This window comes from Massilia sp. Soil_C_3, from assembly GCF_057657035.1.
Map to the genome: position 1 here is coordinate 301,820 of NZ_JBDGJG010000002.1, position 22,542 is coordinate 324,361.

General features: G+C 68.1%; 19 protein-coding genes. 18 read left to right on the forward strand and 1 reads right to left on the reverse strand.

The window, feature by feature from the left end; all coding sequences use genetic code 11:
• The 8 genes from xrtB to AC3A6F_RS04340 all read left to right on the forward strand — a co-directional run bounded on the left by xrtB (position 1) and on the right by AC3A6F_RS04340 (position 10,304).
• A complete protein-coding gene (gene xrtB, locus AC3A6F_RS04305) occupies positions 1-990 on the forward strand; it encodes an exosortase B (protein WP_487678729.1) in 990 nt (329 codons plus the stop codon).
• On the forward strand, positions 987-1,748 hold the full coding sequence (epsI, locus tag AC3A6F_RS04310; RefSeq protein ID WP_487678730.1) for an exosortase-associated protein EpsI, B-type: 762 nt from the start codon (positions 987-989) through the stop codon (positions 1,746-1,748). The genes xrtB and epsI overlap by 4 nt, the downstream gene beginning before the upstream one ends.
• A gap of 18 nt (positions 1,749-1,766) precedes the next feature.
• Positions 1,767-3,278 carry an O-antigen ligase family protein gene (locus AC3A6F_RS04315; protein WP_487678731.1) on the forward strand — a complete coding sequence of 504 codons (1,512 nt, stop codon included), beginning with the start codon at positions 1,767-1,769 and terminating at the stop codon, positions 3,276-3,278.
• The gene (locus AC3A6F_RS04320) at positions 3,278-4,801 is read left to right on the forward strand and encodes an oligosaccharide flippase family protein (protein WP_487678732.1); all 1,524 of its coding nucleotides are present in this window, start codon (positions 3,278-3,280) and stop codon (positions 4,799-4,801) included. The genes AC3A6F_RS04315 and AC3A6F_RS04320 overlap by 1 nt, the downstream gene beginning before the upstream one ends.
• 22 nt (positions 4,802-4,823) lie before the next feature.
• Positions 4,824-6,119, forward strand: coding sequence for a glycosyltransferase family 4 protein (locus AC3A6F_RS04325; RefSeq protein WP_487678733.1), 1,296 nt, complete (start codon positions 4,824-4,826; stop codon positions 6,117-6,119).
• Positions 6,055-6,855, forward strand: a complete 801-nt coding sequence (locus AC3A6F_RS04330; RefSeq protein WP_487678735.1) for a glycosyltransferase family 2 protein — start codon at positions 6,055-6,057, stop codon at positions 6,853-6,855. The genes AC3A6F_RS04325 and AC3A6F_RS04330 overlap by 65 nt, the downstream gene beginning before the upstream one ends.
• A gap of 274 nt (positions 6,856-7,129) precedes the next feature.
• Entirely contained in the window at positions 7,130-9,364 is a 2,235-nt protein-coding gene (locus tag AC3A6F_RS04335) for a heparinase II/III domain-containing protein (protein WP_487678737.1), read from the forward strand.
• Between the two features lie 55 nt (positions 9,365-9,419).
• Complete coding sequence (locus AC3A6F_RS04340) at positions 9,420-10,304, forward strand: beta-1,6-N-acetylglucosaminyltransferase (protein WP_487678738.1); 885 nt, start codon at positions 9,420-9,422, stop codon at positions 10,302-10,304.
• A gap of 7 nt (positions 10,305-10,311) precedes the next feature.
• Here the strand turns inward: AC3A6F_RS04340 and AC3A6F_RS04345 are convergent, their stop codons facing one another.
• Positions 10,312-10,740 carry a VOC family protein gene (locus tag AC3A6F_RS04345; RefSeq protein ID WP_487678739.1) on the reverse strand — a complete coding sequence of 143 codons (429 nt, stop codon included), beginning with the start codon at positions 10,738-10,740 and terminating at the stop codon, positions 10,312-10,314.
• A 155-nt stretch (positions 10,741-10,895) separates the two neighbouring features.
• On the opposite strand from AC3A6F_RS04345, the gene AC3A6F_RS04350 reads away from it, so the two are divergent.
• The 10 genes from AC3A6F_RS04350 to AC3A6F_RS04395 all read left to right on the forward strand — a co-directional run bounded on the left by AC3A6F_RS04350 (position 10,896) and on the right by AC3A6F_RS04395 (position 22,465).
• A complete protein-coding gene (locus tag AC3A6F_RS04350) occupies positions 10,896-11,408 on the forward strand; it encodes an MgtC/SapB family protein (protein ID WP_487678740.1) in 513 nt (170 codons plus the stop codon).
• 69 nt (positions 11,409-11,477) lie between these two features.
• A complete protein-coding gene (locus tag AC3A6F_RS04355; protein ID WP_487678741.1) occupies positions 11,478-12,698 on the forward strand; it encodes a glycosyltransferase in 1,221 nt (406 codons plus the stop codon).
• The gene (locus tag AC3A6F_RS04360) at positions 12,698-14,011 is read left to right on the forward strand and encodes a phenylacetate--CoA ligase family protein (protein ID WP_487678742.1); all 1,314 of its coding nucleotides are present in this window, start codon (positions 12,698-12,700) and stop codon (positions 14,009-14,011) included. The genes AC3A6F_RS04355 and AC3A6F_RS04360 overlap by 1 nt, the downstream gene beginning before the upstream one ends.
• Before the next feature lie 117 nt (positions 14,012-14,128).
• Positions 14,129-15,217, forward strand: coding sequence for a glycosyltransferase (locus AC3A6F_RS04365; RefSeq protein WP_487678744.1), 1,089 nt, complete (start codon positions 14,129-14,131; stop codon positions 15,215-15,217).
• 22 nt (positions 15,218-15,239) lie between these two features.
• The gene (locus AC3A6F_RS04370; protein ID WP_487678745.1) at positions 15,240-17,234 is read left to right on the forward strand and encodes a heparinase II/III family protein; all 1,995 of its coding nucleotides are present in this window, start codon (positions 15,240-15,242) and stop codon (positions 17,232-17,234) included.
• Positions 17,235-17,274: 40 nt separating this feature from the next.
• On the forward strand, positions 17,275-18,021 hold the full coding sequence (locus tag AC3A6F_RS04375) for a WecB/TagA/CpsF family glycosyltransferase (protein WP_487678746.1): 747 nt from the start codon (positions 17,275-17,277) through the stop codon (positions 18,019-18,021).
• A gap of 61 nt (positions 18,022-18,082) precedes the next feature.
• Positions 18,083-19,081 carry a UDP-glucose 4-epimerase GalE gene (gene galE, locus AC3A6F_RS04380; RefSeq protein ID WP_487678747.1) on the forward strand — a complete coding sequence of 333 codons (999 nt, stop codon included), beginning with the start codon at positions 18,083-18,085 and terminating at the stop codon, positions 19,079-19,081.
• Positions 19,082-19,097: 16 nt separating this feature from the next.
• Entirely contained in the window at positions 19,098-20,270 is a 1,173-nt protein-coding gene (locus AC3A6F_RS04385) for a nucleotidyltransferase family protein (protein ID WP_487678748.1), read from the forward strand.
• Positions 20,267-21,685, forward strand: coding sequence for a mannose-1-phosphate guanylyltransferase/mannose-6-phosphate isomerase (locus tag AC3A6F_RS04390; RefSeq protein ID WP_487678749.1), 1,419 nt, complete (start codon positions 20,267-20,269; stop codon positions 21,683-21,685). The genes AC3A6F_RS04385 and AC3A6F_RS04390 overlap by 4 nt, the downstream gene beginning before the upstream one ends.
• Positions 21,686-21,751: 66 nt before the next feature.
• Positions 21,752-22,465 carry a PEP_CTERM-anchored TLD domain-containing protein gene (locus AC3A6F_RS04395; protein WP_487678750.1) on the forward strand — a complete coding sequence of 238 codons (714 nt, stop codon included), beginning with the start codon at positions 21,752-21,754 and terminating at the stop codon, positions 22,463-22,465.
• Positions 22,466-22,542: the final 77 nt, after the last annotated feature.

The following is a 22,542-nucleotide window of genomic DNA, read 5'->3' on the forward strand; positions in this document are numbered from 1 at the left end:
ATGGCTACCGCGCGCGAGATGCACCCGCAGCACGGCCTGCGCCAGGCCTTGCCCGAATGGTGGCCGGTCATGCTGGGCCTGGCCCTGCTGTTCGGACCGACCTTCCACGACCTGTGTACCGGCGCCTGGATCGGCGAAGAGCAGGGTCATGGACCGATCATCTTCTTCCTGTCCCTGTGGCTGATCTGGCGCAAGTGGCCCGAGGTAAGGGCAACCAGCACGCCGGTGCGGCCGCACCCGACTGGCTGGGCGGTGCTGGCCTTCGGCCTGGGCATCCACCTGCTGGGCCGTTCGCAAAACATATTGATGTTCGAGGTCGCCTCGATCCTGGCGGTGCTGGCGGCAACCGTCCTGCTCAAGCTGGGCGCGGGCGCGCTGCGCCAGCTGTGGTTTCCGTTTTTCTTCATGCTGTTCATGGTGCCGCTGCCCAGCGAACTGGTGGCGGCGGTGACGATGCCGATGAAGATGGCCGTCTCCTGGGCCACTGAACACCTGCTGTTCGCGGCCGGGTATCCGATCTCGCGCTCGGGCGTGGTGCTGCAGATCGGCCAGTACCAGCTGCTGGTGGCCGATGCCTGCGCCGGCCTGCAGACCCTCCTGACGCTCGAGGCGCTGGGCCTGTTCTACCTGAACCTGATGCGCCATCCTTCGGCCTTTCGCAATATGGCGCTGGCGATCCTGATCGTGCCGGTCTCGTTCACGGCGAACGTGATCCGCGTGATCGCGCTGACCCTTGTCACCTATTATTTCGGCGACGCGGCCGGGCAGGGCTTCCTGCACGGCTTTGCCGGCATGGTGCTGTTCGTGACGGCGCTCCTGATGATCCTGGCGCTCGACTCGGCCCTGCAATGGTTCCTCAAGCGCCGCGAAGACGCGCGCGGCGGCGCGCCGCGCCATCCCGGCGGCGGCCGGCCGGGTGCGCCGGGTGCGCCGGGTGCGCCGCCGAATTCTCCGGGCACGCCGGGTCCCATGCGCGGGGCCGTCCGATGACACCGGCACGCCGCCACCTGGCCGTCAGCATCGTGCTGGGCCTGGCCATGGCCGCCACTTCGGCCCTGACCGGGGCCCTGACGCCGACGCCGCGCGCGCCGCTGCCGCACGAGCGCTTCAGCCTGGAGCAGATGATTCCGCCACGCTTCGGCGCCTGGACGGTCGACCCGGGTGTCGTGCCCCTGCAGCCCGATCCGGAGCAGCAGGGCGTGCTGGCGAAGATCTACGACCAGACCCTGTCGCGCACCTATATCGACGCCCACGGCCAGCGGGTGATGCTGTCGATCGCCTATGGCGGCGACCAGAGCAGGGCATTGCAGCTGCACCTGCCCGAGGTCTGCTACGTGGCCCAGGGCTTCGAGCTGGTCGAGGACCGCGAAGACCTGCTGCCCACCCGCCATGGCCGCTTGCCGGTCAAGCGCCTCGTGGCGCGCCTGAGCGAGCGCAACGAGCCGATCACCTACTGGATCACCATCGGCGACAAGGCGACCAAGGCCGGCATCGAGCAAAAATTGCGCCGCCTCGCCTACGGCCTGACGGGCGAAATCCCGGACGGCATGCTGGTGCGGGTATCGACCATCGGGTCCGACCGGCACGCCGCCTGGCGGGTGCAAGACCGCTTCGTGGCCGACCTGCTCGCGGCGCTGGCGCCGCGAGACCGCGCCCACTTGATCGGCGCCGACACCGCGCCCGCCACGGCGGACACGGCTGCCAGGGCGGCCACGGCGGCCCGCGCCGCCGGCCGCGCGCAGCACTGACCCGGCGACAGCGCGGCGATGAACGACATCCTGCCCTATATCTATTATTCGCTGCCGTGGCTGTTCGTCATCGGCCTGTCGGTCGCGGCCGTGCTGGGGATCGGCGTCGGCATGGTATGGCCGCGCTTCCTGGTCTATCCCTATTTGCTGCTCTTCTTCTGGGTCAATTCCACCAGCTATGGCAACCTGGCCGTGTTCGCGTCGCGCAGCATCTACAGCCGGGGCTCGGGCATGCTGTTCTTCGGCGTGGTGCTGTGGTACGTCCTCGGCGCTTGGCTGTGCGCCCGCATGGCCGCCAGTTTCAACAACAACGTCGCGACCGGCCCGCAGCCCCAGGGCGCGCCGGCCTGCAATCTGCGTCCCTGGTTCCTGGCCTGGACCGTCCTGCTGGCCGCCCACGTCGGCGCCGGGCTGGCCACCGGGGTGCCGCTGGCCGCGTCGCTGGCGCCGTCGGGCTTTTCGAATATCGTCTGGATGGCGCCGCTCGTCTCGCTGATGCTGCTGGCCTTCAGAACCCGCGAGCAGGCGCTCGACCTGGCGCGCTTCATCATGCTGGCTGGCCTGGCGCGCGCGCTGTTCGGCCTCGGCCGCTGGGCGGCGGCGGGCGGCGACCCGAACAATGTGTATGCCAATATGAATGCGATCCAGATCCGCCTGACCTTCTTCGACATCAACGACAGCCTGCTGTGCACCTTGGCGTTCACGATCGCCGCCGTCGCGCTGTTCCAGGCGCCATCCGGCGCGCCGCTGCCGGCGCAAGGCAGGCTATGGCGCACGCTGGCATGGACTACCCTGGTCGCGACCACGCTGTGCGTCGTGCTGTCCTATCGCCGCACCGCCTGGATCGGCTTCCTGCTGGCCTTCGCGGTCGTGCTGCTGCGCTTTCCGCCCGCGCGCCGCCTGCAACTGGGCCTGGCCGCCATGCCGCTAGCCGGCGCCGCCATGGCCTTCGTGGCGGTGCGGCGCCTGGCGCAGACGCGGGCCGAAGGAGGAGGCAGTGCGGTGGGCGGCCTGTTGCACGATATGCAGTCGCGCCGCTTCGGCCCCGAAAGCGAACGGGTGCTGGAACTCAAGCTCGCCTTCGCCGACTTCCTGGCGCACCCGCTGGCCGGCATCGGCGCCTGGGGCCGCTACCATGGCTACCAGGCCATCTCGTGGCAAGGCAATCCGGACGGCGGCCTGTTCCTGCACAGCGGGGTGCTGCACATCGCGCTCAAGAGCGGCCTGATCGGCACGGTGCTGTTGGCAGGCACCATCGTCGCCTTCGTCGTGGGTGCGCGGCGGGCGCTGCGCAGCCTGCCGCCCGAACTGCTGGGCCTGGGCGCGGCCGGGGCGGCGGGGCTGGCGTTCATGATCCCGGACCTGCTGATCGGCACGCCGTTCCCGCAGGTGCGCACGACGCAAATGCTGGCTCTATGCCTGAGCCTGCCTTACCTCGCGCTGGCGGCTGCACAGGGGGCGACGCAGCGGCCGACCTGGCAGCGGCCGGTCTGGCAGCGCGCGCCGCAGCGCCAACCGGTGCCGGCCTGATGAAGCTGCGCCTGGCCCGCAACGCGTGGTCCAACCTGCTCGGGGCGGCGGTCCCGGCGCTGGTGATGCTGGGCACGGTGCCGCTGGTGGTGCGTGGCCTGGGCGAGGCCGGCTATGGCGTGTACTCGCTGGTGACGGCCATCGTCGGCTATTTCGCGGTGATGGACATCAACCTCACCGCCGGTTCCGTCAAGTACATCGCCCAGCACCGGGCCAACGGCGACGCGGGGCAGGTCGCCGAGACCGTGTCCTTCGGCCTGGCCACCTATGCCGCCATTGGGCTGTTCGGCGCGCTGGGCATCTACCTGAGCGCGGCCTGGCTGATCGAGGCCGTGTTCGTCGTGCCGGCGGCCTTGCGCAGCGAGGCCGTAGCGACCCTGCAACTGGCTGCGCTGGCTTTCTTGTTCAGCCAGCTGCAGATCTACCTGAACAGCGTGCCGCAGTCGCTGATGCGCTACGATATTTCAGGCCGGCTCGAGATGGCGTTCGGCGCGCTGCTGCCGCTGGCCACGGTGGGCGTGCTGGCCCTGGGCTTCGGCCTGTTCGAGGTGATCCTGCTGCGCGTGCTCGCCAGCGGCATGCACGCCCTGGTGTTGTGGCGCGCGATCCGGCGCCTGCTGCCTGGCTGGCGCTGGCGCTGGCCGGCCGCCGGGGTGCGCGCCGCCCTGCTGCGCTTCTCGGGCTGGACTTTCCTGTCGCGCTTTGCCGCGCTGTCGTATGCCCACGCCGACAAACTGGTGATCGGGGCCCTGGTCGGCGTCGCCGGCCTGGCGTATTTCGCGGTCGCCGCCACCATGGCCAATCGTGTGCTGGGGCTGAGCTTTCGCCTGTCCGCCGTATTCTTCCCGGCCGCCAGCGCGCTCGCGGCCAGGGGCGAGCTGGCGCGCCTGGACGCGGCTTACCTCAAGGCGACGCGCTACGTGGTGTATTTGAACGCGGCGATCCTGGTGTTGCTGGCGGTGTTTGCCCATCAAATCCTGGGCTACTGGATGGACGCCGCCTTCGCGCGCCACGGCGCCGCCATCCTGGCGCTGATGGCCTTGTCGCAATTCGTCGATTCCCTGACCAGCCTGCCGTCGCTGGTCAACGACGGCATGGGCCATCCGCGCGTCTCGGGCCTGTTCGCCGTGGTGCGCGCGCTGGCAGGACTGGGGCTCGTCTACGCCGGCGTGGCCGGCTGGGGCATCGTGGGGGCTGCCTGGGGCCATCTGGCCACCTCGCTGCTGTTCGCCACGGCCTTCATGGTCTACGTCCATGGCCGCACGGTCCCGACCCCGCTGCGGCGCCTGCTGGTCCATGGCTATGTGCCGGGGCTGGCCGGGATCGCGCTGGTCGCCATCGCCGCCAGCGCCGCCGAGGCCCTGCTCGACGACAGCCTGGGCGCCTTCGTCGCGATCCTGGCCGCGACCGCGCTGCTGCTGGCCCTGCATGGTGCGCTGTTCGTGCTCGAGCGCGAAGACCGCGAGCTGGCCTGGACCCGCCTCAAGACGCGCTGCCAGCCGGCGCGCGCCCGGGCGAGTTGAGGAAGACAAAGGACAACAGGACATGCGCATCCTGATGGTATCCGAGGATTTGCCAGGCGACCAGGTGGGTGGCCTGGGCAAGCACGTGGTGACCCTGGCCAACCGCCTGCTGCAGGAAGGCCATGCCGTCGAGATCCTGGGCCGCGGCGACCGGCCTTCGGCCGACCCTGCGCGCCAGATTGGCTTCGCCGGCCGCGTCCGGCCCGGCTTCGCCATCGCAAGGCCGGGCTGGAAAGAGGCCCAGCTGGGCGTGTTCAATCCGCTCAAGCGGCCGTATTTCGCACGCCGCATCGCGCGCGCCATCGATGCCCACGCCGCCGGTTTCGACGTGGTCCACTACCACGGCCACCTGCCGATGACGGGCCTGTACGTCCGCGATGGCATCAACTTCGTGCAGACCCGCCACGACCAGGGCAGCGAATGCCTGACCCACCTGCGCTTCGTCGACGGCGCCGTGTGCGGGCGGCTGGCGCCGGGCGCGTGCACGGCGTGCAGCGCGCGCCACGCCGGCCCGGGTCCAGGACCGGCCCCCGGACCGGTGCGCACGGCGCTGACGGCGCTCGCCGTCAGCGGCTACCGCAGCCAGGCCGCGCGCGCCTTTGCCCGCCACAAGACGGTGTTCGTGTCCGACTTCCTGCGCCGCCGCTTCCTGCGCGCGGTGCCCGATGCCGACCTGTCGCGCAGCCGTGTGATCCCCAACCTGGTCGACTATGCCTCCCTGCGCGCGCTGGCCCTGGCCGCGCCCTTGCCGCAGGCGGGAGAGGTGGTGCTGGCCGGGAGGCTCGACACCGGCAAGGGCTTCGCGGAATTCCTCGACGCCGCCGCCGGCCGCCTGCCGGCACATACCCGCCTGACGGTCGTCGGCGACGGTCCGCAGCGTTCGGCGCTGGAACGGCGCCACGGCGGCCCGCAGGTGCGCTTCCTCGGCTGGCAAGACCATGCGGCCACCCTGGCCCTGGCCGCGCGCGCCCACCTGTGCGTGGTGCCCTCGGTGTGCGAGGAAGCCTGCAGCACCGCGGTGCTCGAAGCGCTGGCGCTGGGCCGCGGCTGCCTGGCGCTGGCGCGCGGCGGCACGCCCGAGCTGGTGCAATACGTCCAGTATCCCGGCCAGCTGGCGCTGGCCCCCGCCATGCCGCAGCTGGTGGCGCGCCTCGCGCGCCTGCTCGCGGCAGCGCCACCGCCGACACCCATTGCGCCGCCAGCCGGCTTCGGGGCCGACGCCGCCCGCCTGCTGCCCACCTTGCTGGAGCTGTATGCCCAACCCGCCGACCTTCTCGATCGTCACCTGCACCTGGAACAGCGCCGCCACGCTGGCTGACACGCTGGCCTCGGTAGAGGCCCAGACCTGCCGCGACCTGGAGCACATCTTCGTCGATGGCGGCTCGAGCGACGCCACCCTGGACATGCTCGCCGCCTATCCCGGCAACAAGCGCGTGCTGCGCGACGTGCGGGGCGGCATCGGCCACGCCATGAACCGGGGCATCGCCGCGGCGGGCGGGCGCTACGTCGCCCATCTGCACTCGGACGACTACTATGCCGGCCCGGCGGTGCTGGCAACGGTGAGGCGGCGCATCGAACAGCTTGGCGGGATACATGGGGACGGCGACGGCGACGCTGCGCCGGCCTGGGTGGTCGGCAATATCCAGGTGCTCAGGGAAGGGCGCCTGCTGCCGCCGAACGCCATGCCGCCGTTCTCCTACCGTTCGTTTGCCGCCGGCCGCGCCTGGGTGCCGCACCCGGCCGTGTTCGTGCGGCGCGACGTGTTCGCCCTGGTCGGCGGCTTCGACGAGCGCCTGCGCTATGCGATGGACGTCGACCTGTGGCTGCGCCTGGGGATGTTCAGCGCGCCGGCGCCGGTGGACGCGGTGCTGGCCGTGTTTCGCGACCATGCCGGCAGCGTCTCGTCGCGCAACCGGATCGCGGCGCGGCGCGAGGAGTTCGCCGTGCGCCGCCGCCATGCGCGCAATGCGCCGCTGGCGTTCGCCATCTATTGCCTGCGCTACCTGAAGCGCATGCATGCATTACGTGCCCAGGATGGCCTGACGCAAGCCTAGTTATCGCACAGTCTTTCCACATCGAGCACGACAGTTACAGGACAGAACATCCTGTTCACCAAATGTTAAATCCTTCGTGTTGGATTCATGCGAATGAAGGGCGCAAAGACAAATAAACCTTAAATTTCCATAGGGAAGTTGATTTTGTTCAAAAAATCCTGCGGTAACATTGTTCCCATCAAGCAAGCGTCGCCCGACGCCTGCAGCAGGTGTCGATCCAGCGCCCGATCGCGGCGCGGTCCCTGAACAATTCTCGTTCTCTCGGAGCTTCAGCATGAATTTTCACCGGAAAGGTCTGGTCCGCGCGCTAGCGCTGTCGTCGCTCTTGTTCTGCATGAGCGCGCGCGCGGATTGGGCCCAGTCCCTTGACCCCCTGGTCGTCCAACCCGGCCCGGCTTTGGGCCAGGTCCAGGCGCAGAACCCGCCCGGGTTCACCTGGGCCCGCCACGCCAATGGTCCCGCCGCCTATGAGCTCGAGATCACCCCGAGCGGTGGCGCGCCGGGCAAGGTCGTCACCGAGCGTAACTGGTACCTGCCGCCCAAGGCCCTGGCCCTGGGCAAGTACAGCTGGCGCGTGCGTCCGGTCGGCAGCGACGACTGGTCGGCCCCGCGCGCGTTCTCGATCACCAGCAAGTCGAACCTGTTCGAGGTGCCGGACAACGCCACGCTGCGCGCGCGCATTACGGCCAAGGCCCGGCCGCGCGGGTTGCCGCCCTCGTTCACGCCGTATGCCAGCTGGACCAGTGTCAAGCGCGCCGAACTCGATCCCTACGTCAGCCGCATGAGCAATGAGATCAAGCTGCAGATCAACGCCGTGCCGACCTTGAGCGATGGACGCTGGCCGATCGTCATCAGTTCGCCGCTGACGGCCGCCATGGCCAGCCAGCAGACCGACATCCGCCAGCGCGTCAACGAAGCCAGCCGCCAGCTCGAGGCCGCCGCCGTGATGTGGCGCATGAAGGGCGAGCGCCTGTTCCTCGACGAGGCATTGCGCCGCGGCGACCAGATGGCGGCCCTGGATCCGCGCGGGCCCACCAGCTACGCCAACCAGGACCAGGCCACGCGCCAGATCTCGGTCTCGCTGATCAAGGCGATCGACATCCTGGCCGGCGACCTGGACGCGCCGCGCCGCGCGCGCTGGCTGAACACGGTCAAGATCCGCACCGAGGAGATCTATGGCAACCTGGCCGGCGACAACGGCCGCCTCGACCAGTATCCCTTCGATTCGCACGGCAACACGAGCCTGATCTTTCTGTCGCTGATCTCGACCCTGGCGCTGGGCGACATCCCGGAGGCGCAGAAGTGGTTCGATTTCTCGTTCCGCGCCTATGCCAATTCGCCGTCGCCCTGGAGCGGCGAGGAGGGCGGCTACGCCAACGGCACCGCGTATGCCGAGTACGCGGCCGGCTACCTGGTCGCGCTGTGGGATCCGATGTCGCAGGCGTCCGGCGTGAATTTCTACGCCAAGCCCTGGGCCCAGGGCCTGCTCGACTTCGCGACCCAGTTCACGCCGCCGGGCTCGCGCGTGCACGCCTTCGGCGACGGCTCAGAGACGAAGCCCGATACCCGCGTCTGGCACGCCTTCGGCTCGCGCATGGTGTCGCCGCGCGCGGCCTGGTACGTCGCCAGCCTTGGCGGCACCGAAGACACGCTGAGCCTGCTGCAAGCGCCTTACCCGCTGCCGATCAAGGACACCAAAACGAAAGCGCCGCCGAGCAACTCGGCCTATTATCCGAGCATCGGCTGGGCCTCGATGCATACCGACATCGGCTCGGCCGAGCGCACCTCGCTGTACTTCAAGTCCAGCCCCTACGGCTCCTTCAACCACAGCCATGGCGACCAGAACGGCCTGCTGCTGTCGAGCGCGGGCCAGCCGCTGCTGGTCAAGGCCGGCTGGTATGACTGGTACGGTTCGCCGTACTGGACCGACTGGTATCACCAGACCCGCTCGCAGAATGCGGTTACTTTCGACGGCGGCAAGGGCCAGCTGGTGACGGGCTACCGCGAACAGCTGCAGCGCAACGGCAAGATCACCGGCTTCGCCGCCCAGCCCGCCTACGATTTCGCCGAGGGCGACGCCACCGCCGCCTATGGCGGCCAGCTGACCATGGCCAAGCGCCAGGTCTGGCACCTGCGTAATGCCGGCAACGCGATCCTGGTGCGCGACCGCCTGGCCAGCACGGTCGCCCGCACCTACGAGTGGAATATTCACACCCCGGTCATCATGACGGTCGAGAACGGGCAGAACGTCAAGCTGTCGGCCGGCGGCCAGTCGCTGTGCCTGCGCTCGCTGAACCCGGACGCCAGTTTCGCCAAGTGGATCGGGCCGGGCGCCAAGGTCAATGTGATCGAGGACCACGGCGCCTTCTACCTCAAGAACGACGGCAAGTCGACCGCCGAGTTCCTGGTGCTGCTCGACGTCGGCTGCAGGAAGCCGAAGGTAGACATCGCCACCTCGGGCGCGGTGCGCACCGTGACCGTCGCGGGCCAGAGCGTGACCTTGAATTAATAGCCAGGTGTCTCGATGGCGCGCCAACCGCGCGCGCCATGCTAGCGTGTCGCGCATGAGCGGGGTGCTCGCCGGGCCATCGATGAGACAGGTATTCCTGATCTGCGCGCACAAGGACCTGGACCAGCTCAACAGGCTGGTGGAGCAATTGTGCGATCCCGATTTCCTGGTCTATGTGCACCTGGACCGCAAGAGCGGCCTCGACCCTGCGCGCCTGCATCCGCACGCGCGCAGCGTGTGTGAGCGGGTCGATGTGCGCTGGGGCCATGTATCCCAGGTCGAGGCCACCCTGGCCTCGGCGCGCCAGATCCTGAGCGAGGCATCGGGCTTCGACAAAGTCGTCCTGCTGTCGGCCCAGGATTTCCCGCTATTGCCGAACCCGCTGCTCAAGGCAGCCCTGGCGCGGCTGCGCGGTCGCGAGCTGATCGAAACCGCGCCGGTCGCGGCCGATGGCTGGCGCGTGATGCACCGCCATGCCTGGTTTCATCGCCCCGGCGGCAATACGGCCGAGCGCCTTGCCTGCGCCGCAGCCAACCGTGTCCTGCGCCTGCTGCGGCGCACGCGCCGCCTGCCCTATGGATTGGCGCCTTTTGGTGGCTCGTGCTGGTGGGCACTGTCGCGCGACTGCCTGCGCGAGGTCCTGGCTCTGGCCGATGCGCATCCGCGCCTGCTGCGCTTTTGCCGCAGCGTGCAGTCGCCGGACGAGCTGTTCTTCCAGACGCTGGTGATGCATTCGCGCTTCGCCGGTCGTGTGCTACCGGAAAATTTCCGCTACATCCAATGGCCGGACGGCGGCGCCTGCCACCCAAGGGTGCTGGACGAAAACGACTTCGAGGGCATCCGGGTCTCCGGCGCCCATTTCTGCCGCAAGCTCGACAGCCACGCCAGCGCCGCCTTGCTGCCACGCCTGCTGGCATGGAAGGAAGGCCGGCTGGCGTGAGGGCTGTTCAAAAAGTGATCTTGATCTCGCGCGCGCTGAAGGTCGCTTCGCCGTGGTACACGGCCTCGATATTGTTACCGTCGGGATCGATCACGAAGGCGCCGTAATAGCCGGGATGATAAGGCCGTTCGCCTGGCGCCCCATTGTCCTTGCCGCCGGCGGCCAGCGCCGCGTGATAAAAGGCGTCGACCATGGCGCGGTCGCGCGCCTGGAATGCCAGGTGATGGCGGCCGGTCAGCTGGCCCTGGGCCGCTTCGCTGTCCGCCGTCGAGACGAACAGCTCGTCGGCCCAGAAATAATCAATGCCCGAGCCGGCCAGCGGGATGCCCAGCACCTCGAACACGGCTGTATAGAACTTGTGTGAAGCGGGCAGGTCGCGCAACACCAGCTGGATGTGGTCGATCAGGCGTCCGCGGTAGATTTCCATCGTTTCCATCAGGATCTCCTCAAAGGATAGGCTGGGCATCCGATTATACGAAAGGCGGACCGGCATGCGCGCGTCAATACCTTGTGGAATGGCTGAGCGTGGCGACACGTATCTTGCGTGAATGGCATGATTTGCTCGAAAGCGAACTGGACAAGGATAGAGGAATGCAAGTGTGGTGGAGCCAGAGCTGGTTGACGATCCAGCGTGAATTTTCCGACCTGAACAATGCCGAAGACGTGACCATCGTCGTCGTGCGCCTGCTGGTGGCCACCGTGCTGGGCGGCCTGCTGGGTTACGAACGCGAATCGGTCGGGGCCTCGGCCGGCCTGCGCACCCATATGCTCGTCTCGGTCGGCTCGGCGCTGTTCGTGCTGATACCGCTGCAGGGCGGGATGAAGATCGAGGACCTGTCGCGCGTGCTGCAAGGGGTGACGGCCGGCATCGGCTTCCTCGGCGCCGGCGCCATCCTCAAGCAGAAGGAGAGCAATGACATCAAGGGCCTGACGACGGCGGCCAGCGTCTGGATGACGGCGGCCATCGGCGTGGCGGCCGGGATGGGACTCGAGGCCACCGCGATCCTCAGCGCCCTGTTCGGCCTGGTGATCCTGTCCATCCTGCGCACCCCGGCCAAGAAGGCGGGCGAGTACGGCCGGGCCGACCGCGACAGCGACCGCTAACGATAGTTGAAACGTTTGCGTCGTGCGCCGGTCTAGTATCGTAGGTCCCACCCATCGATACGAGGCGCCATGCGCAAACCGTTTTCCATCGCCTTCATCGTGCGCGACCCCTTGCCGCCGGTGCGCGCCGACCTGCTGACCCTGTTCGGCGCCGAGATGCCGCGCCATGGCGTCGGCAGCGAACTGGTCGGCCAGTCCGGCGGCGCCGGCCCGGTGGCGTGGGGCGGCGGCGGCATGCACGCCGTCGGCAGCCTGGGCAGCCGCTACGCCAGCGTGTTGTCGCCCGCCTGGGACTTGCTGGGCCTGGCGCGCGCCTGGCGCCGCCGCAAGCCGGACGGCATCCAGGTGCGCGACAAGATCGCGTCCGGCCTGCTGGGCCGCCTCGCCGCCGCCGCGCTCGGCGTGCCCTTCCTGTACTGGATGTCGTTCCCGATCGTCGAAGGCTTCGAGGTGCGGCGCGACGAGATCGCGCGCCGCGGCCGGGGCCCGCGCTGGCTGGCGCACGCGGCGCGCGCCGCCGCCTCGCGCTGGCTGCTGTATCGCCTGGTGCTGCCGGGCGCGCGCCATGTGTTCGTGCAGAGCGAGGCGATGGCCGACTGGCTGGCAGGCAAGGGATTCGCGCGCGAGCGCATGACGGCGGTGCCGATGGGCGTCGATGCCGCGCTGTGCGAGCGCGAGCGCATCCCTCCCAGCCTTGACCCGCGCCTGGACGGACGGCGCGTGCTGCTCTACCTGGGCCGGGTCGCGCAGGCGCGCGGCTCCGGCTTCCTGCTCGACGTCGTCGAGCAGCTTGCCCTCGATGTGCCCGATATCCTGCTGGTGATCGCCGGCGACGCCCCCTCGGGCGACGAGATGGCGTGGATGCGCGCCGAGATCGCCCGCCGCCAACTAGCAAAGCGGGTGCTCCTGACCGGTTGGCTGGCGCGGCACGAGGCGCTCGGCTATGCGGTGCGGGCCGAGGTCGGCCTGTCGCCGATCCCGCGCGGCGTCCTGTACGACGTCTCCTCGCCGACCAAGCTGGTCGAGTACCTGGCGCTGGGCATCCCCGGCGTGGCCAACGACATCCCGGACCAGGTCCGGGTGCTGGCCGAGAGCGGGGCCGGGTTGTGCGTGCCGATGGAGGCGCCGGCCTTCGCCGCCGCCGTACGCCGGCTGCTGCACGAACCGGGCCTGGCCGCCGACTGTCGCGCGCGCGGGCCGGCCTGGGTAAAAGCCCATCGCAGCTATGCGATCCTGGGGCAAGTGGTGGCGCAGGCTTACGCCGGCATCCCGGCCGGGCGGGGCGCCTGATGGCTGCGCGCACGTTCGCCCTGGCGTGGAGGTCGCTCGGCCGCCTGCTGGCGCGCGGCCTGCCGGCGCGGCTGCTGGTGCTGCCGGTCCTGATGCGCAACGAGAGGTCGGCCCTTGCCTTGAATACCTACGTGGCGCGGCGCGCGCGCCGCCTCGGCGTGGACGTGCCGCCGGATGCGACCCGGCTACACGCGGTGCCGCCCGACGCCTTCCTTCTCGCCAAGTCGGCGCTGCGCCAGGACCCTGCGCGCCACCTGCGGCCGCGCCGCTTCGGCTCGCTGCTGCGCAACACGATCCGCACCAGCGGCACCTCGGGTTCGCCCCTGGCGCTGGTGCAGTCGCTCGGCGCCGTGATCCGCGAGGAAGCCTTCATCCAGCGCCAGCTGCGCTGGATCGGCTGGCGCCCGGGGCAGCGCCGCGCCTGGATCCGCGGCGACCTGGTCTGCGACGAGCGGCCCCACGATGGACGCTACTGGCGCCGCGATCCGGTCGGCAAGCTGCTCGTGATGTCGTCCTATCACTTGTCCAACGCGACTATCGGGGCCTATGTGGCGGCGCTGGAAGCCTTCGATCCGGTGGTGATCCACGCCTATCCGTCCTCGATCGGCGCCATCGCCCACTGGCTCGAAGCGGCCGGACGCCGCTATGGGGGCCGGGCCTTGCGCGGGGTGATGACCTCGTCCGAGACCCTGGAGCCGGATGTGCGCGCGGCCCTGATGCGCGCCTTCGGCGTCCTCGTGTTCGACTGGTATGGGCAGGCCGAGCGGGTCGCGGCCATCGGCACCTGCGAGCATGGCCGCTACCACCTGCTGAGCGACTATGGCGGCGTGGAGTTGCTGGCGCTGCCCGACGGCAGCAGCGAACTCGTCGGCACCAGCCTGAACAATGCCGCGATGCCGCTCGCCCGCTACCGCACCGGCGATACCGTGCTGGTGGGCATGGGCATGGGCGTGGACGAAGGCGGGGGCAAACCCGCGCCTTGCCCCTGCGGCCGCGTGTTTCCGACCGTCGAAGCCGTGATCGGACGCCAGGAGCGCAGCGTGACCTTGCCCGATGGCCGCATGGTGGCGCGCCTCGACCGCGTATTCCAGGGCAGCGGCCTGCGCCTGCTCGAGGGCCAGGTGCGCTACCACGGCCAGGCCCGCTTCACCCTGCGGGTGGTGGCGGCCGACGGTTTCGGTAGCCGCGACGAGGCCGCCTTGCGCGAACAATTCCTGCAGCGGGTGCCCGGCGTGCAGGTCGCCGTGGAGCGGGTCGAGGCGATTCCGCGCGGCGCCAACGGCAAGTTCGAGTTCATCGCCGTCGATGGCTGAATCGTGCGCAAGATCGGACAACACGCCATGTATGATCGTAAATATTGCCCCTTTACTAAGCATCGATAAGGCCATGAGCATGAGCGGGTTTGCGACGTATTTCCCAGGGGCGCCTGCATGAACCCGGCGCCCCCACGCGTGTTGATGGTTGGAACGGCGCTGGGGGGCAGGGGAGGCATCGCCAGCATGGTCGAGGTGCTGCGCGCCAACGGCCTGTTCGAGCGCGAGGGCGTCGCCTATGTCGCGACCCACGCCGACGGGCGCCGCCGGGATAAGCTCGGCAGCGCGCTGCGCGGCCTGTGGCGCACCGGGCAGGCCTGCCTCGGCCCTGGCGCGCGGCCGGCCATCGTCCACGTGCACGCCGGCTCGCATGCCAGTTTCCTGCGCAAGTCGCTGGTGCTGCTGATGGCGCGCATGGGTGGCGCGCGCACGGTGTTCCACCTGCATGGCGGCGGCTTCCGGCGCTACGCGGCGATGGAGGCCGGGCCGCTGCTGCGGCGCTGGATCCGCCACACCCTGGAGGCGAGCTCGCGCGTGATCGCACTGTCGCCCGGCTGGGCCGCCTGGGTGCGCGAATGCGCGCCGCGCGCGCGGGTCGAGGTGGTTGCCAATCCGGTACGCCTGATGTCGCACGCGGCGCGTGAACATGCCGAAGCGGGCCGCATCCTGTTCCTGGGCCGCCTCGATCCGGCCAAGGGCGTGGACGAACTGCTGCACGCCTGCGCCATGCTGGCCGCGCGCCACCCCCGGCTGCGCCTGGTGCTGGGCGGCAGCGGCGACCTGGACTGGGTGCGCCGCCGCGCCGCCGAACTCGGCATCGCCGGCCTGGTCGAAACGCCGGGCTGGCTGGATGCGGCCGCGCGCGACGCGCAGCTGGCGCGCGCCTGGCTGTTCTGCCTGCCGTCCCATGCCGAAGGCTTGCCGATGTCGGTGCTCGAGGCGATGGCGGCCGGGGTGCCGGTGGTCGCCACGGAGGTCGGCGGCATCCCGGAAGCGCTGGCCGGCGGCGAGCGCGGCCTGCTGGTGCCGGCGCGCGACGCGGCGGCGCTGGCCGGCGCCATCGGGCGCCTGCTGGACGACAGCCAGCTACATGCCCGGCTGGCGTGCGCGGCGCGCGCCGCCGTTGAACGACACTACGCGGCCGGGGTGGTGTGCGCCAGATTGGCCGCGCTGTACGCGCAATTGCTGGACGAGAGGGCGCAATGACGAAAATGGTGAAGGAAATTTGATGAACGCAACAGTACGCATGGCATGGCTGGTCAACCGGCTGCGCTGCATGTCGGTGCCGGAAATGGCTTACCGGGTGAGCCAGGCGGCGACGATCCGCCTGGCGCGCCGCTCCATCGGCCGCGCCGCGCCGCCACCGCTGCCGCGCAGCCTGAGCCTGGGCGTGCGCGGCGCGCCGTCGCTGGAGCGGGCCGAAGTCGATGCGCTGCTGCTCGACGCCGAACGCATCGAGGCCGGCCACGTGGTGCTGTTCGGCGAACGCCGCTTCGACGTCGGCGTGCCGACCGCCTGGAACCGCGATCCCGAGACCGGCGTCGTCGCGCCGTCGCTGTACCGCGGCGACATCGCCATCAGCGACCGCGAACTGGTGGGCGACATCAAGCATCTGTGGGAACTGAACCGCCACCTGCACCTGGTTACCCTGGCCCAGGCCTGGGCCTTGACGGGCGAGCCGCGCTGGCTGCAGGCCCTGGCGCACAATCTGCGCAGCTGGTTCGAAGCCTGCCCGCCGCTTACCGGACCCAACTGGACCAGCTCGATGGAGATGGGCATCCGCCTGGTCAACTGGAGCCTCATCTGGCAACTGGTGGGCGGCGAGCATAGCGCCTTGTTCGAGGGCGATAGCGGACAGCGCCTGCGCGCCGACTGGAAGGGTAGCATCCATGCCCACTGCCGCACTATCGCGCGCCACCTGTCGCGCCATTCATCGGCCAACAACCACCTGATCGGCGAACTGGCCGGCCTGTATGCGGGCGCCGTCACCTGGCCGTGCTGGAAGGAATCGAAGGACTGGGAAGCCCAGGCGCGGCGCGAACTGGAGCAGGAGGCCCAGGCCCAGTTCTCGCGCGACGGCGTCAACCGCGAGCAGGCGTTTGCCTACCATATGTTTTCCTGTGAATGCCTGTTCGTGGCCGGGCTGCTGGGCCAGGCCGGCGGCCAGCCCCGCAGTCAGCCATTCTCGCGCAGCTACTGGGCCGTGCTGCAGCGCGCGCTGCGCTTCCTGCGCTCGGTGCGCGACGTCGACGGCGGCTTGCCGATGGTCGGCGATGCCGACGACGGCTGCGCCTTCCGCCTGCACGCCGGCAGCGGGCGGCCGGGCCCGGACCGCGCCGCGCAATTGCTGGCGCTGGGCGATACCGTGTTCGGCGGCCAACCCGATCACCACCCCGGCGTGCGCTGGCTGCTGCATGCGCTGCCGGGCGGGCGGCCCGACTGCGATCCGCATGAAGTCGAGTCCGGATGGTCCTTCCCCGACGGCGGCTACCTGCTGTTCGGCAACCACTTCGGCGAGGCGGACGAGATCAAGGGCGTGCTCGACTGCGGTCCGCTAGGCTATCTGGGCATCGCCGCCCATGGCCACGCCGATGCGCTGGCATTGACCCTGTCGGTGGCGGGCGAGCCTTGCCTGGTCGACCCGGGCACCTATTCCTACTGGCAAGACCAGAAATGGCGCGATTATTTCCGCGGCACCTCGAGCCACAATACCGTGCGCATCGACGGCCTCGACCAGTCGGTGCCGGGCGGGCGCTTCATGTGGCTGCGCAAGGCGCGGGCCAGTATCGAGCGCATGCCTGCCTCGCCTCAAGAGTTCGACTTCCGCGGTTCGCATGATGGCTATGCGCGCCTGCCGGACCCGGTGCTGCACCTGCGCAGCGTACGTTTCGACAGCGCCAGCAACACCCTGACCGTGCGCGACGAGGTGGCGGCCAAGAAGCCGCACAAGGTCGAGGCGTTCTGGCACTTCGCACCCGGCCTGGACGTGCGCCTGACCAGCCAGGGCCTGTCGGTGCGCGGCAAGCGCTTCGTATTGCAGATGCAGGCCAGCGGCGAAGACCTGCACCTGGAACTGGTGCGCGGCGCCGAGAATCCGCCGCTGGGCTGGTATTCGGCCGCCTATGAGTCGAAGACGCCGTGCGAAGTGCTGCGCATCACGACCGTATCGTCCGCCGTTCCCATCGAATGCAGGTTTACAATCACCTTTATCGATGATAAATAATTAATGACAAGAAACGTCAGGCGCCGGACCGGAGGCACGCATGAACGAGCGCGTCACGCTGTTTGGTTGTAATATAGATAACGTTTCAATGGAAGAGACCCTGGAACTGGTCGAAGGCTTCGTGCGCGCCGGGCGGCCGCACCAGCATGTGGTGGTCAATGTCGATAAATTGGTCAAGGCCAGCCGCGACGAGGACCTGCGCCGCATCATCAATGCCTGCGACCTGGTCAATGTGGACGGCATGCCGGTGGTGTGGGCCTCGCGCCTCTTGGGCAAGCCGCTCAAGGAACGAGTCGCCGGCATCGACCTGTTCGAGGCCCTGATGCGGCGCGCGGCGCAGAAAGGCTGGCGGGTGTTCCTGCTCGGTGCGCGCCACGATGTGGTGCGCGAAGTGGCCATGACCTATGCCCGCCGCTATCCAGGCCTGGCGCTGGCCGGCGTGCATGACGGCTACTGGCAGGGCGGGGACGCGGAAGCAGGGGTGGTGCGCCAGGTGCGAGACAGCCGCGCCGACCTGCTGTTCGTGGCGATTTCCTCGCCCAGGAAAGAACAGTTTCTCGGTCTGCACCAGGCCGAGATGAGGATACCGTTCGCGATGGGGGTGGGCGGGAGCTTCGACGTGACGATCGGCCGGGTCAAGCGGGCGCCGGCCTGGATGCAGAAGTCCGGGCTCGAGTGGTTCTACCGCTTCCTGCAGGAGCCGCGCCGGATGTTCCGGCGTTACTTTATCGACGACATGGCGTTTATCTGGCTCGTGATCAAGGAGGCGGCCAGGACGAATGAATGAAGCGTGAAACGCGATGACAAGAAATAGATCATCAACAAACTATCAACAGAGAGCGAAAGACATGAAGATTCTGGTTACTGGCGGTGTGGGCTATATCGGGTCGCATACCGTCGTCGAACTGCAGGACGCAGGGCACGACGTGGTCGTGGTCGACAACCTGTCGAATGCCCAGCAGTCGGTCTGCGCGCGCGTCGAGCGCATCAGCGGCAAGTCATTCGCTTTCGTCCAGGCCGACATCCGCGACCGCGCCGCCATGGAAGCCGTGTTCGCCGAGCACAAGCCCGAGGCGGTAATCCATTTCGCCGGCCTGAAGGCGGTGGGTGAATCGGTGGCGCAGCCGCTGCGCTACTACGACAACAACGTCAACGGCAGCGTGGTGCTGTTCGAGACCATGGCCAAGTTCGGCTGTAAATCGCTGGTGTTCTCGTCCTCGGCCACCGTGTACGGCGATCCGGCCTCGGTGCCGATCCGCGAGGATTTCCCGCTGTCGGCCACCAATCCCTATGGCCGCAGCAAGCTGATGATCGAAGACATCCTGCGCGACCTGGCCAAGGCCGAGCCCGACTGGCGCATCGCGCTGCTGCGCTACTTCAATCCGGTCGGCGCCCATGAAAGCGGCCTGATCGGCGAAGAGCCGAGTGGCATCCCGAACAACCTCGTCCCCTACATCGCCCAGGTCGCCAACGGCCAGCGCGACAAGCTGTCGGTGTTCGGCGGCGACTACGACACCCCGGACGGCACCGGCCTGCGCGACTACATCCACGTGGTGGACCTGGCCATCGGCCACGTCAAAACACTCGATCGCCTGAACAAGGGCCCGGGCATCGTCACCTACAACCTCGGCACTGGTCGGGGCAACAGCGTATTGGAAATGGTGCGCGCCTTCGAAGCGGCCAGCGGGCGCCCGGTCGCCTACCAGATCGTCGACCGCCGTCCCGGCGACGTGGCCAAGTGCTACGCCGACCCGGCCCTGGCCCGCGAAGAACTGGGCTGGACTGCCGAACGTGATGTCGCTCAAATGTGCGCTGACGTATGGCGCTACCAAACCACAGCCAAATAATGCAAAGGATAGTCTAATGAAAGCCATGATTCTCGCCGCAGGCAAGGGCACGCGCGTCCGTCCGCTCACCTATGACCTGCCAAAACCCATGATCCCGATTCTGGGCAAACCCGTGATGGCTTACCTGATCGAACACCTCAAGAAAAATGGCGTGTCCGAAATCATGGTCAACGTCAGCTGGTTGCACGAAAAAATCGAAGAGTATTTCGGCGAAGGCGAGCAGTTCGGCGTCCAGATCGGCTACTCCTTCGAAGGCTATACCAAGGACGACGGCGAAGTCGTCCCCGAACCGATCGGCTCGGCCGGCGGCATGAAGAAAATCCAGGAATTCGGCGGCTTCTTCGACGACACCACCGTGGTGCTGTGCGGCGACGCCCTGATCGACCTCGACCTCAAGGCGGCGCTGCTGGAACACCGCCGCAAGGGCGCGATGGCGACCGTCATCACCAAGGAGGTTCCATGGGACAAGGTTTCGTCCTATGGCGTGGTGGTCTCGGACGAGCAGGGCCGCATCGTGGAATTCCAGGAAAAGCCGAGCCAGCAAGAAGCGAAGTCCAACTTCATTTCCACCGGCATCTATATTTTTGAGCCAGAAGTCATCGACCTGATTCCGTCGGGCGTGGCGTTCGACATCGGTTCCGAGCTGTTCCCGCTGCTGGCCGAGCGCGGCCTGCCGTTCTATGCCCAGGGCCGCCCGTTCAACTGGCTCGATATCGGCACCATGGGCGACTACTGGGAAGTGCTGCAGTCGGTCATCACCGGCGAAGTCAATAATATGGACGTGCCGGGCATCCAGATCAAGCCGGGCGTCTGGGTCGGCCTGAACACCAGCATCGACTGGGAAGGTACGACCATCGAGGGACCCGTCTACATCGGCTCCGGGGTTAAAGTAGAGGCCGGCACCCGCATCGTGGGCCCGACCTGGATCGGCCATGGCAGCCATATCTGCGAAGGCGCGGAGATCGTGCGCAGCATACTGTTCGAATACACGCGCGTGTTGCATGATGTAACATTGAATGAAATGATTGTCTTTAAGGAATATAGTGTCGACCGAAAAGGCGAAATGAAGCACGCCTCCGAGTATTCATCGGAGGAATGGCTCAATGCACGCGACCGTCGCCGCTCCCGGCGCAAGGACGTCGTGGATCACGACACCAACGAGTTAGAGAAAGAGAAAGTCAGCGCATGAAGATCTATCCAGTCATCCTCTCCGGCGGCGCCGGCACCCGCCTGTGGCCCCTGTCGCGCAAGGTCCTGCCGAAGCAGTTGCTGCCGCTGGTGGCCGACAAGACCATGCTGCAGGAAACCGCCTTGCGCGTGGCCGGCTGGCCGGAGATGATGGCGCCGCTCGTGGTGTGCGGCAATGACCACCGTTTCATGGTGGCTGAGCAGTTGCGTGAAGTGGGTATCTCGCCGCTGGGCATCCTGCTCGAGCCGGTCGGCCGCAACACGGCGCCGGCCGTGGCCGCCGCCGCTCACCACCTGCAGGCGATCGACCCCGAGGCCGTCATGCTGGTGCTGCCGGCCGACCACGTGATCGAGAACGGCGAAGCCTTCCGTGAAGCGGTCGACCGCGCCACCCGCCTGGTGGCCAAGGGCGCCCTGGCCACCTTCGGCATCGTGCCCAAGACCCCGGAAACCGGCTACGGCTACATCCGCCGCGGCGAACCGGTGGACGAGTGCGGCGAATGCTACAAGGTGGCGCGCTTCGTCGAGAAGCCCGATGCCGCCACGGCCGAAGGCTTCCTGGCCGAGGGCAGCTACTACTGGAACAGCGGCATGTTCATGTTCGCCGCCGCGCGCTATCTGACCGAGCTGGAGCAGCACGCCCCGGCCATCGCCGGCGCCGCCAGCCAGGCCATGCATGCGGCCTACCGCGACCTCGATTTCTGCCGCCTCGACGAGAGCGCGTTCTCGGCCTGCCCGTCCGATTCGATCGACTACGCCGTGATGGAACACACCCGCGACGCCGCCGTCGTGCCGGCAGATATCGGCTGGAACGACGTCGGTTCGTGGTCGGCCCTGTGGGAAACCCAGGCCAAGGATGCCAACGGCAACGCCCAGCGCGGCGACGTCTACCTGGACGGCGTCAAGAATTCGCTGGTGCGCGCCGAGAGCCGCATCGTGGCGGTGGTGGGCCTGGAAGACGTGGTCGTGGTCGAGACCCAGGATGCGGTGCTGGTCACCTGCAAGAGCAAAGTACAGCGCGTCAAGCAGGTGGTCGAACACCTGGCTTCCAAGGAACGCACCGAGCACCTGCACCACACCCGCGTCTACCGTCCCTGGGGCCACTACGAGGGCATCGATGCGGGCGACCGTTTCCAGGTCAAGCGCATCACGGTCAAGCCGGGCGAGAAGCTGTCGCTACAGATGCACCACCACCGCGCCGAGCACTGGGTCGTGGTGTCGGGCACTGCGCGCGTGACCTGCGGCGACACGGTCAGCCTGCTGTCCGAGAACGAATCGACCTATATCCCGATCGGCATGAACCATCGCCTGGAAAACCCGGGCAAGCTGCCGCTGCACATCATTGAAGTGCAGTCGGGCAGTTACCTGGGCGAGGACGACATCGTCCGCTTCGAGGATATCTACAAGCGGGCGTAAGAGCTTCCCGGCGAGCTCCCGGCCGCGCGCCTGGAACTTGTCCTGCAACGGCCAGTCTGACGTTGCATGAACAAGATCCTGGCACGGGGCGGGGTGGCCGCCATCCTTGTTGCAGCGCTTGGCCTGGCGCCAGCGCCGGCAGTGGCGCAAAACGACACGCCGCTGCTCGATCCCAGCCTGCACGGCCAGCTCGAACGGTGGCTCGGCGCCGGCCCCCTCTATCTCGAGAACGTCTATACGCGGCAGCCGGGCGACGACGCGCTCGACTTCCATGCCGCTGCAGATGGGCGCGGCAGCAATTTCACCCTGATGCGCATCGCCAACGACAGCGGCGACAGCTGGGTGGTGGGCGGCTACAATCCGCGCAGCTGGTCTTCCACGGCCGGCTGGCACGTCTCCGAGCTTGACTGGCAACGCACCGGTTTCCTGTTCAACTACACCGATCCGGCAGTCTACCGCCAGCTCTTGCTCGACAACGTCCTGCCCAGCCAGGGCTCGCGCCAGACCTATAATTCGCCCGATCACGGCCCCACCTTCGGCGCCGGCCCCGACCTCTTCGTCGACGACCGGCTGACCACCTCCATCTCCTGGCAACTAAGCTATGGCGACCCCGCCTTCGAAGGCCGCAGCATCATCGACGGCACCTATGGCGGGCAGTTCAGGCGCATCGAGGCCCTCGAGACCTATGCCATTTCACTCGTGCCCGAGCCATCCGCCCTGGCGCTGCTGGCCGGCGGCCTTGGCGTGATCGGCTGGGCCGCGCGGCGTCGCCGGCGCTGACCTCAGCATTCCTTGATTTCCTGCGGCAATCCGACTCGCGTCTGTTGAATTGCCGCTAAGCTAGAAATTACCCATTC

Coding starts and splice junctions, on each gene's coding strand:
- xrtB (WP_487678729.1), top strand. CDS start 1: ATGGCTACCGCGCGCGAGATGCACCCGCAGCACGGCCTGCGCCAGGCC.
- epsI (WP_487678730.1), top strand. CDS start 987: ATGACACCGGCACGCCGCCACCTGGCCGTCAGCATCGTGCTGGGCCTG.
- AC3A6F_RS04315 (WP_487678731.1), top strand. CDS start 1,767: ATGAACGACATCCTGCCCTATATCTATTATTCGCTGCCGTGGCTGTTC.
- AC3A6F_RS04320 (WP_487678732.1), top strand. CDS start 3,278: ATGAAGCTGCGCCTGGCCCGCAACGCGTGGTCCAACCTGCTCGGGGCG.
- AC3A6F_RS04325 (WP_487678733.1), top strand. CDS start 4,824: ATGCGCATCCTGATGGTATCCGAGGATTTGCCAGGCGACCAGGTGGGT.
- AC3A6F_RS04330 (WP_487678735.1), top strand. CDS start 6,055: ATGCCCAACCCGCCGACCTTCTCGATCGTCACCTGCACCTGGAACAGC.
- AC3A6F_RS04335 (WP_487678737.1), top strand. CDS start 7,130: ATGAATTTTCACCGGAAAGGTCTGGTCCGCGCGCTAGCGCTGTCGTCG.
- AC3A6F_RS04340 (WP_487678738.1), top strand. CDS start 9,420: ATGAGCGGGGTGCTCGCCGGGCCATCGATGAGACAGGTATTCCTGATC.
- AC3A6F_RS04345 (WP_487678739.1), bottom strand. CDS start 10,740: ATGGAAACGATGGAAATCTACCGCGGACGCCTGATCGACCACATCCAG.
- AC3A6F_RS04350 (WP_487678740.1), top strand. CDS start 10,896: ATGCAAGTGTGGTGGAGCCAGAGCTGGTTGACGATCCAGCGTGAATTT.
- AC3A6F_RS04355 (WP_487678741.1), top strand. CDS start 11,478: ATGCGCAAACCGTTTTCCATCGCCTTCATCGTGCGCGACCCCTTGCCG.
- AC3A6F_RS04360 (WP_487678742.1), top strand. CDS start 12,698: ATGGCTGCGCGCACGTTCGCCCTGGCGTGGAGGTCGCTCGGCCGCCTG.
- AC3A6F_RS04365 (WP_487678744.1), top strand. CDS start 14,129: ATGAACCCGGCGCCCCCACGCGTGTTGATGGTTGGAACGGCGCTGGGG.
- AC3A6F_RS04370 (WP_487678745.1), top strand. CDS start 15,240: ATGAACGCAACAGTACGCATGGCATGGCTGGTCAACCGGCTGCGCTGC.
- AC3A6F_RS04375 (WP_487678746.1), top strand. CDS start 17,275: ATGAACGAGCGCGTCACGCTGTTTGGTTGTAATATAGATAACGTTTCA.
- galE (WP_487678747.1), top strand. CDS start 18,083: ATGAAGATTCTGGTTACTGGCGGTGTGGGCTATATCGGGTCGCATACC.
- AC3A6F_RS04385 (WP_487678748.1), top strand. CDS start 19,098: ATGAAAGCCATGATTCTCGCCGCAGGCAAGGGCACGCGCGTCCGTCCG.
- AC3A6F_RS04390 (WP_487678749.1), top strand. CDS start 20,267: ATGAAGATCTATCCAGTCATCCTCTCCGGCGGCGCCGGCACCCGCCTG.
- AC3A6F_RS04395 (WP_487678750.1), top strand. CDS start 21,752: ATGAACAAGATCCTGGCACGGGGCGGGGTGGCCGCCATCCTTGTTGCA.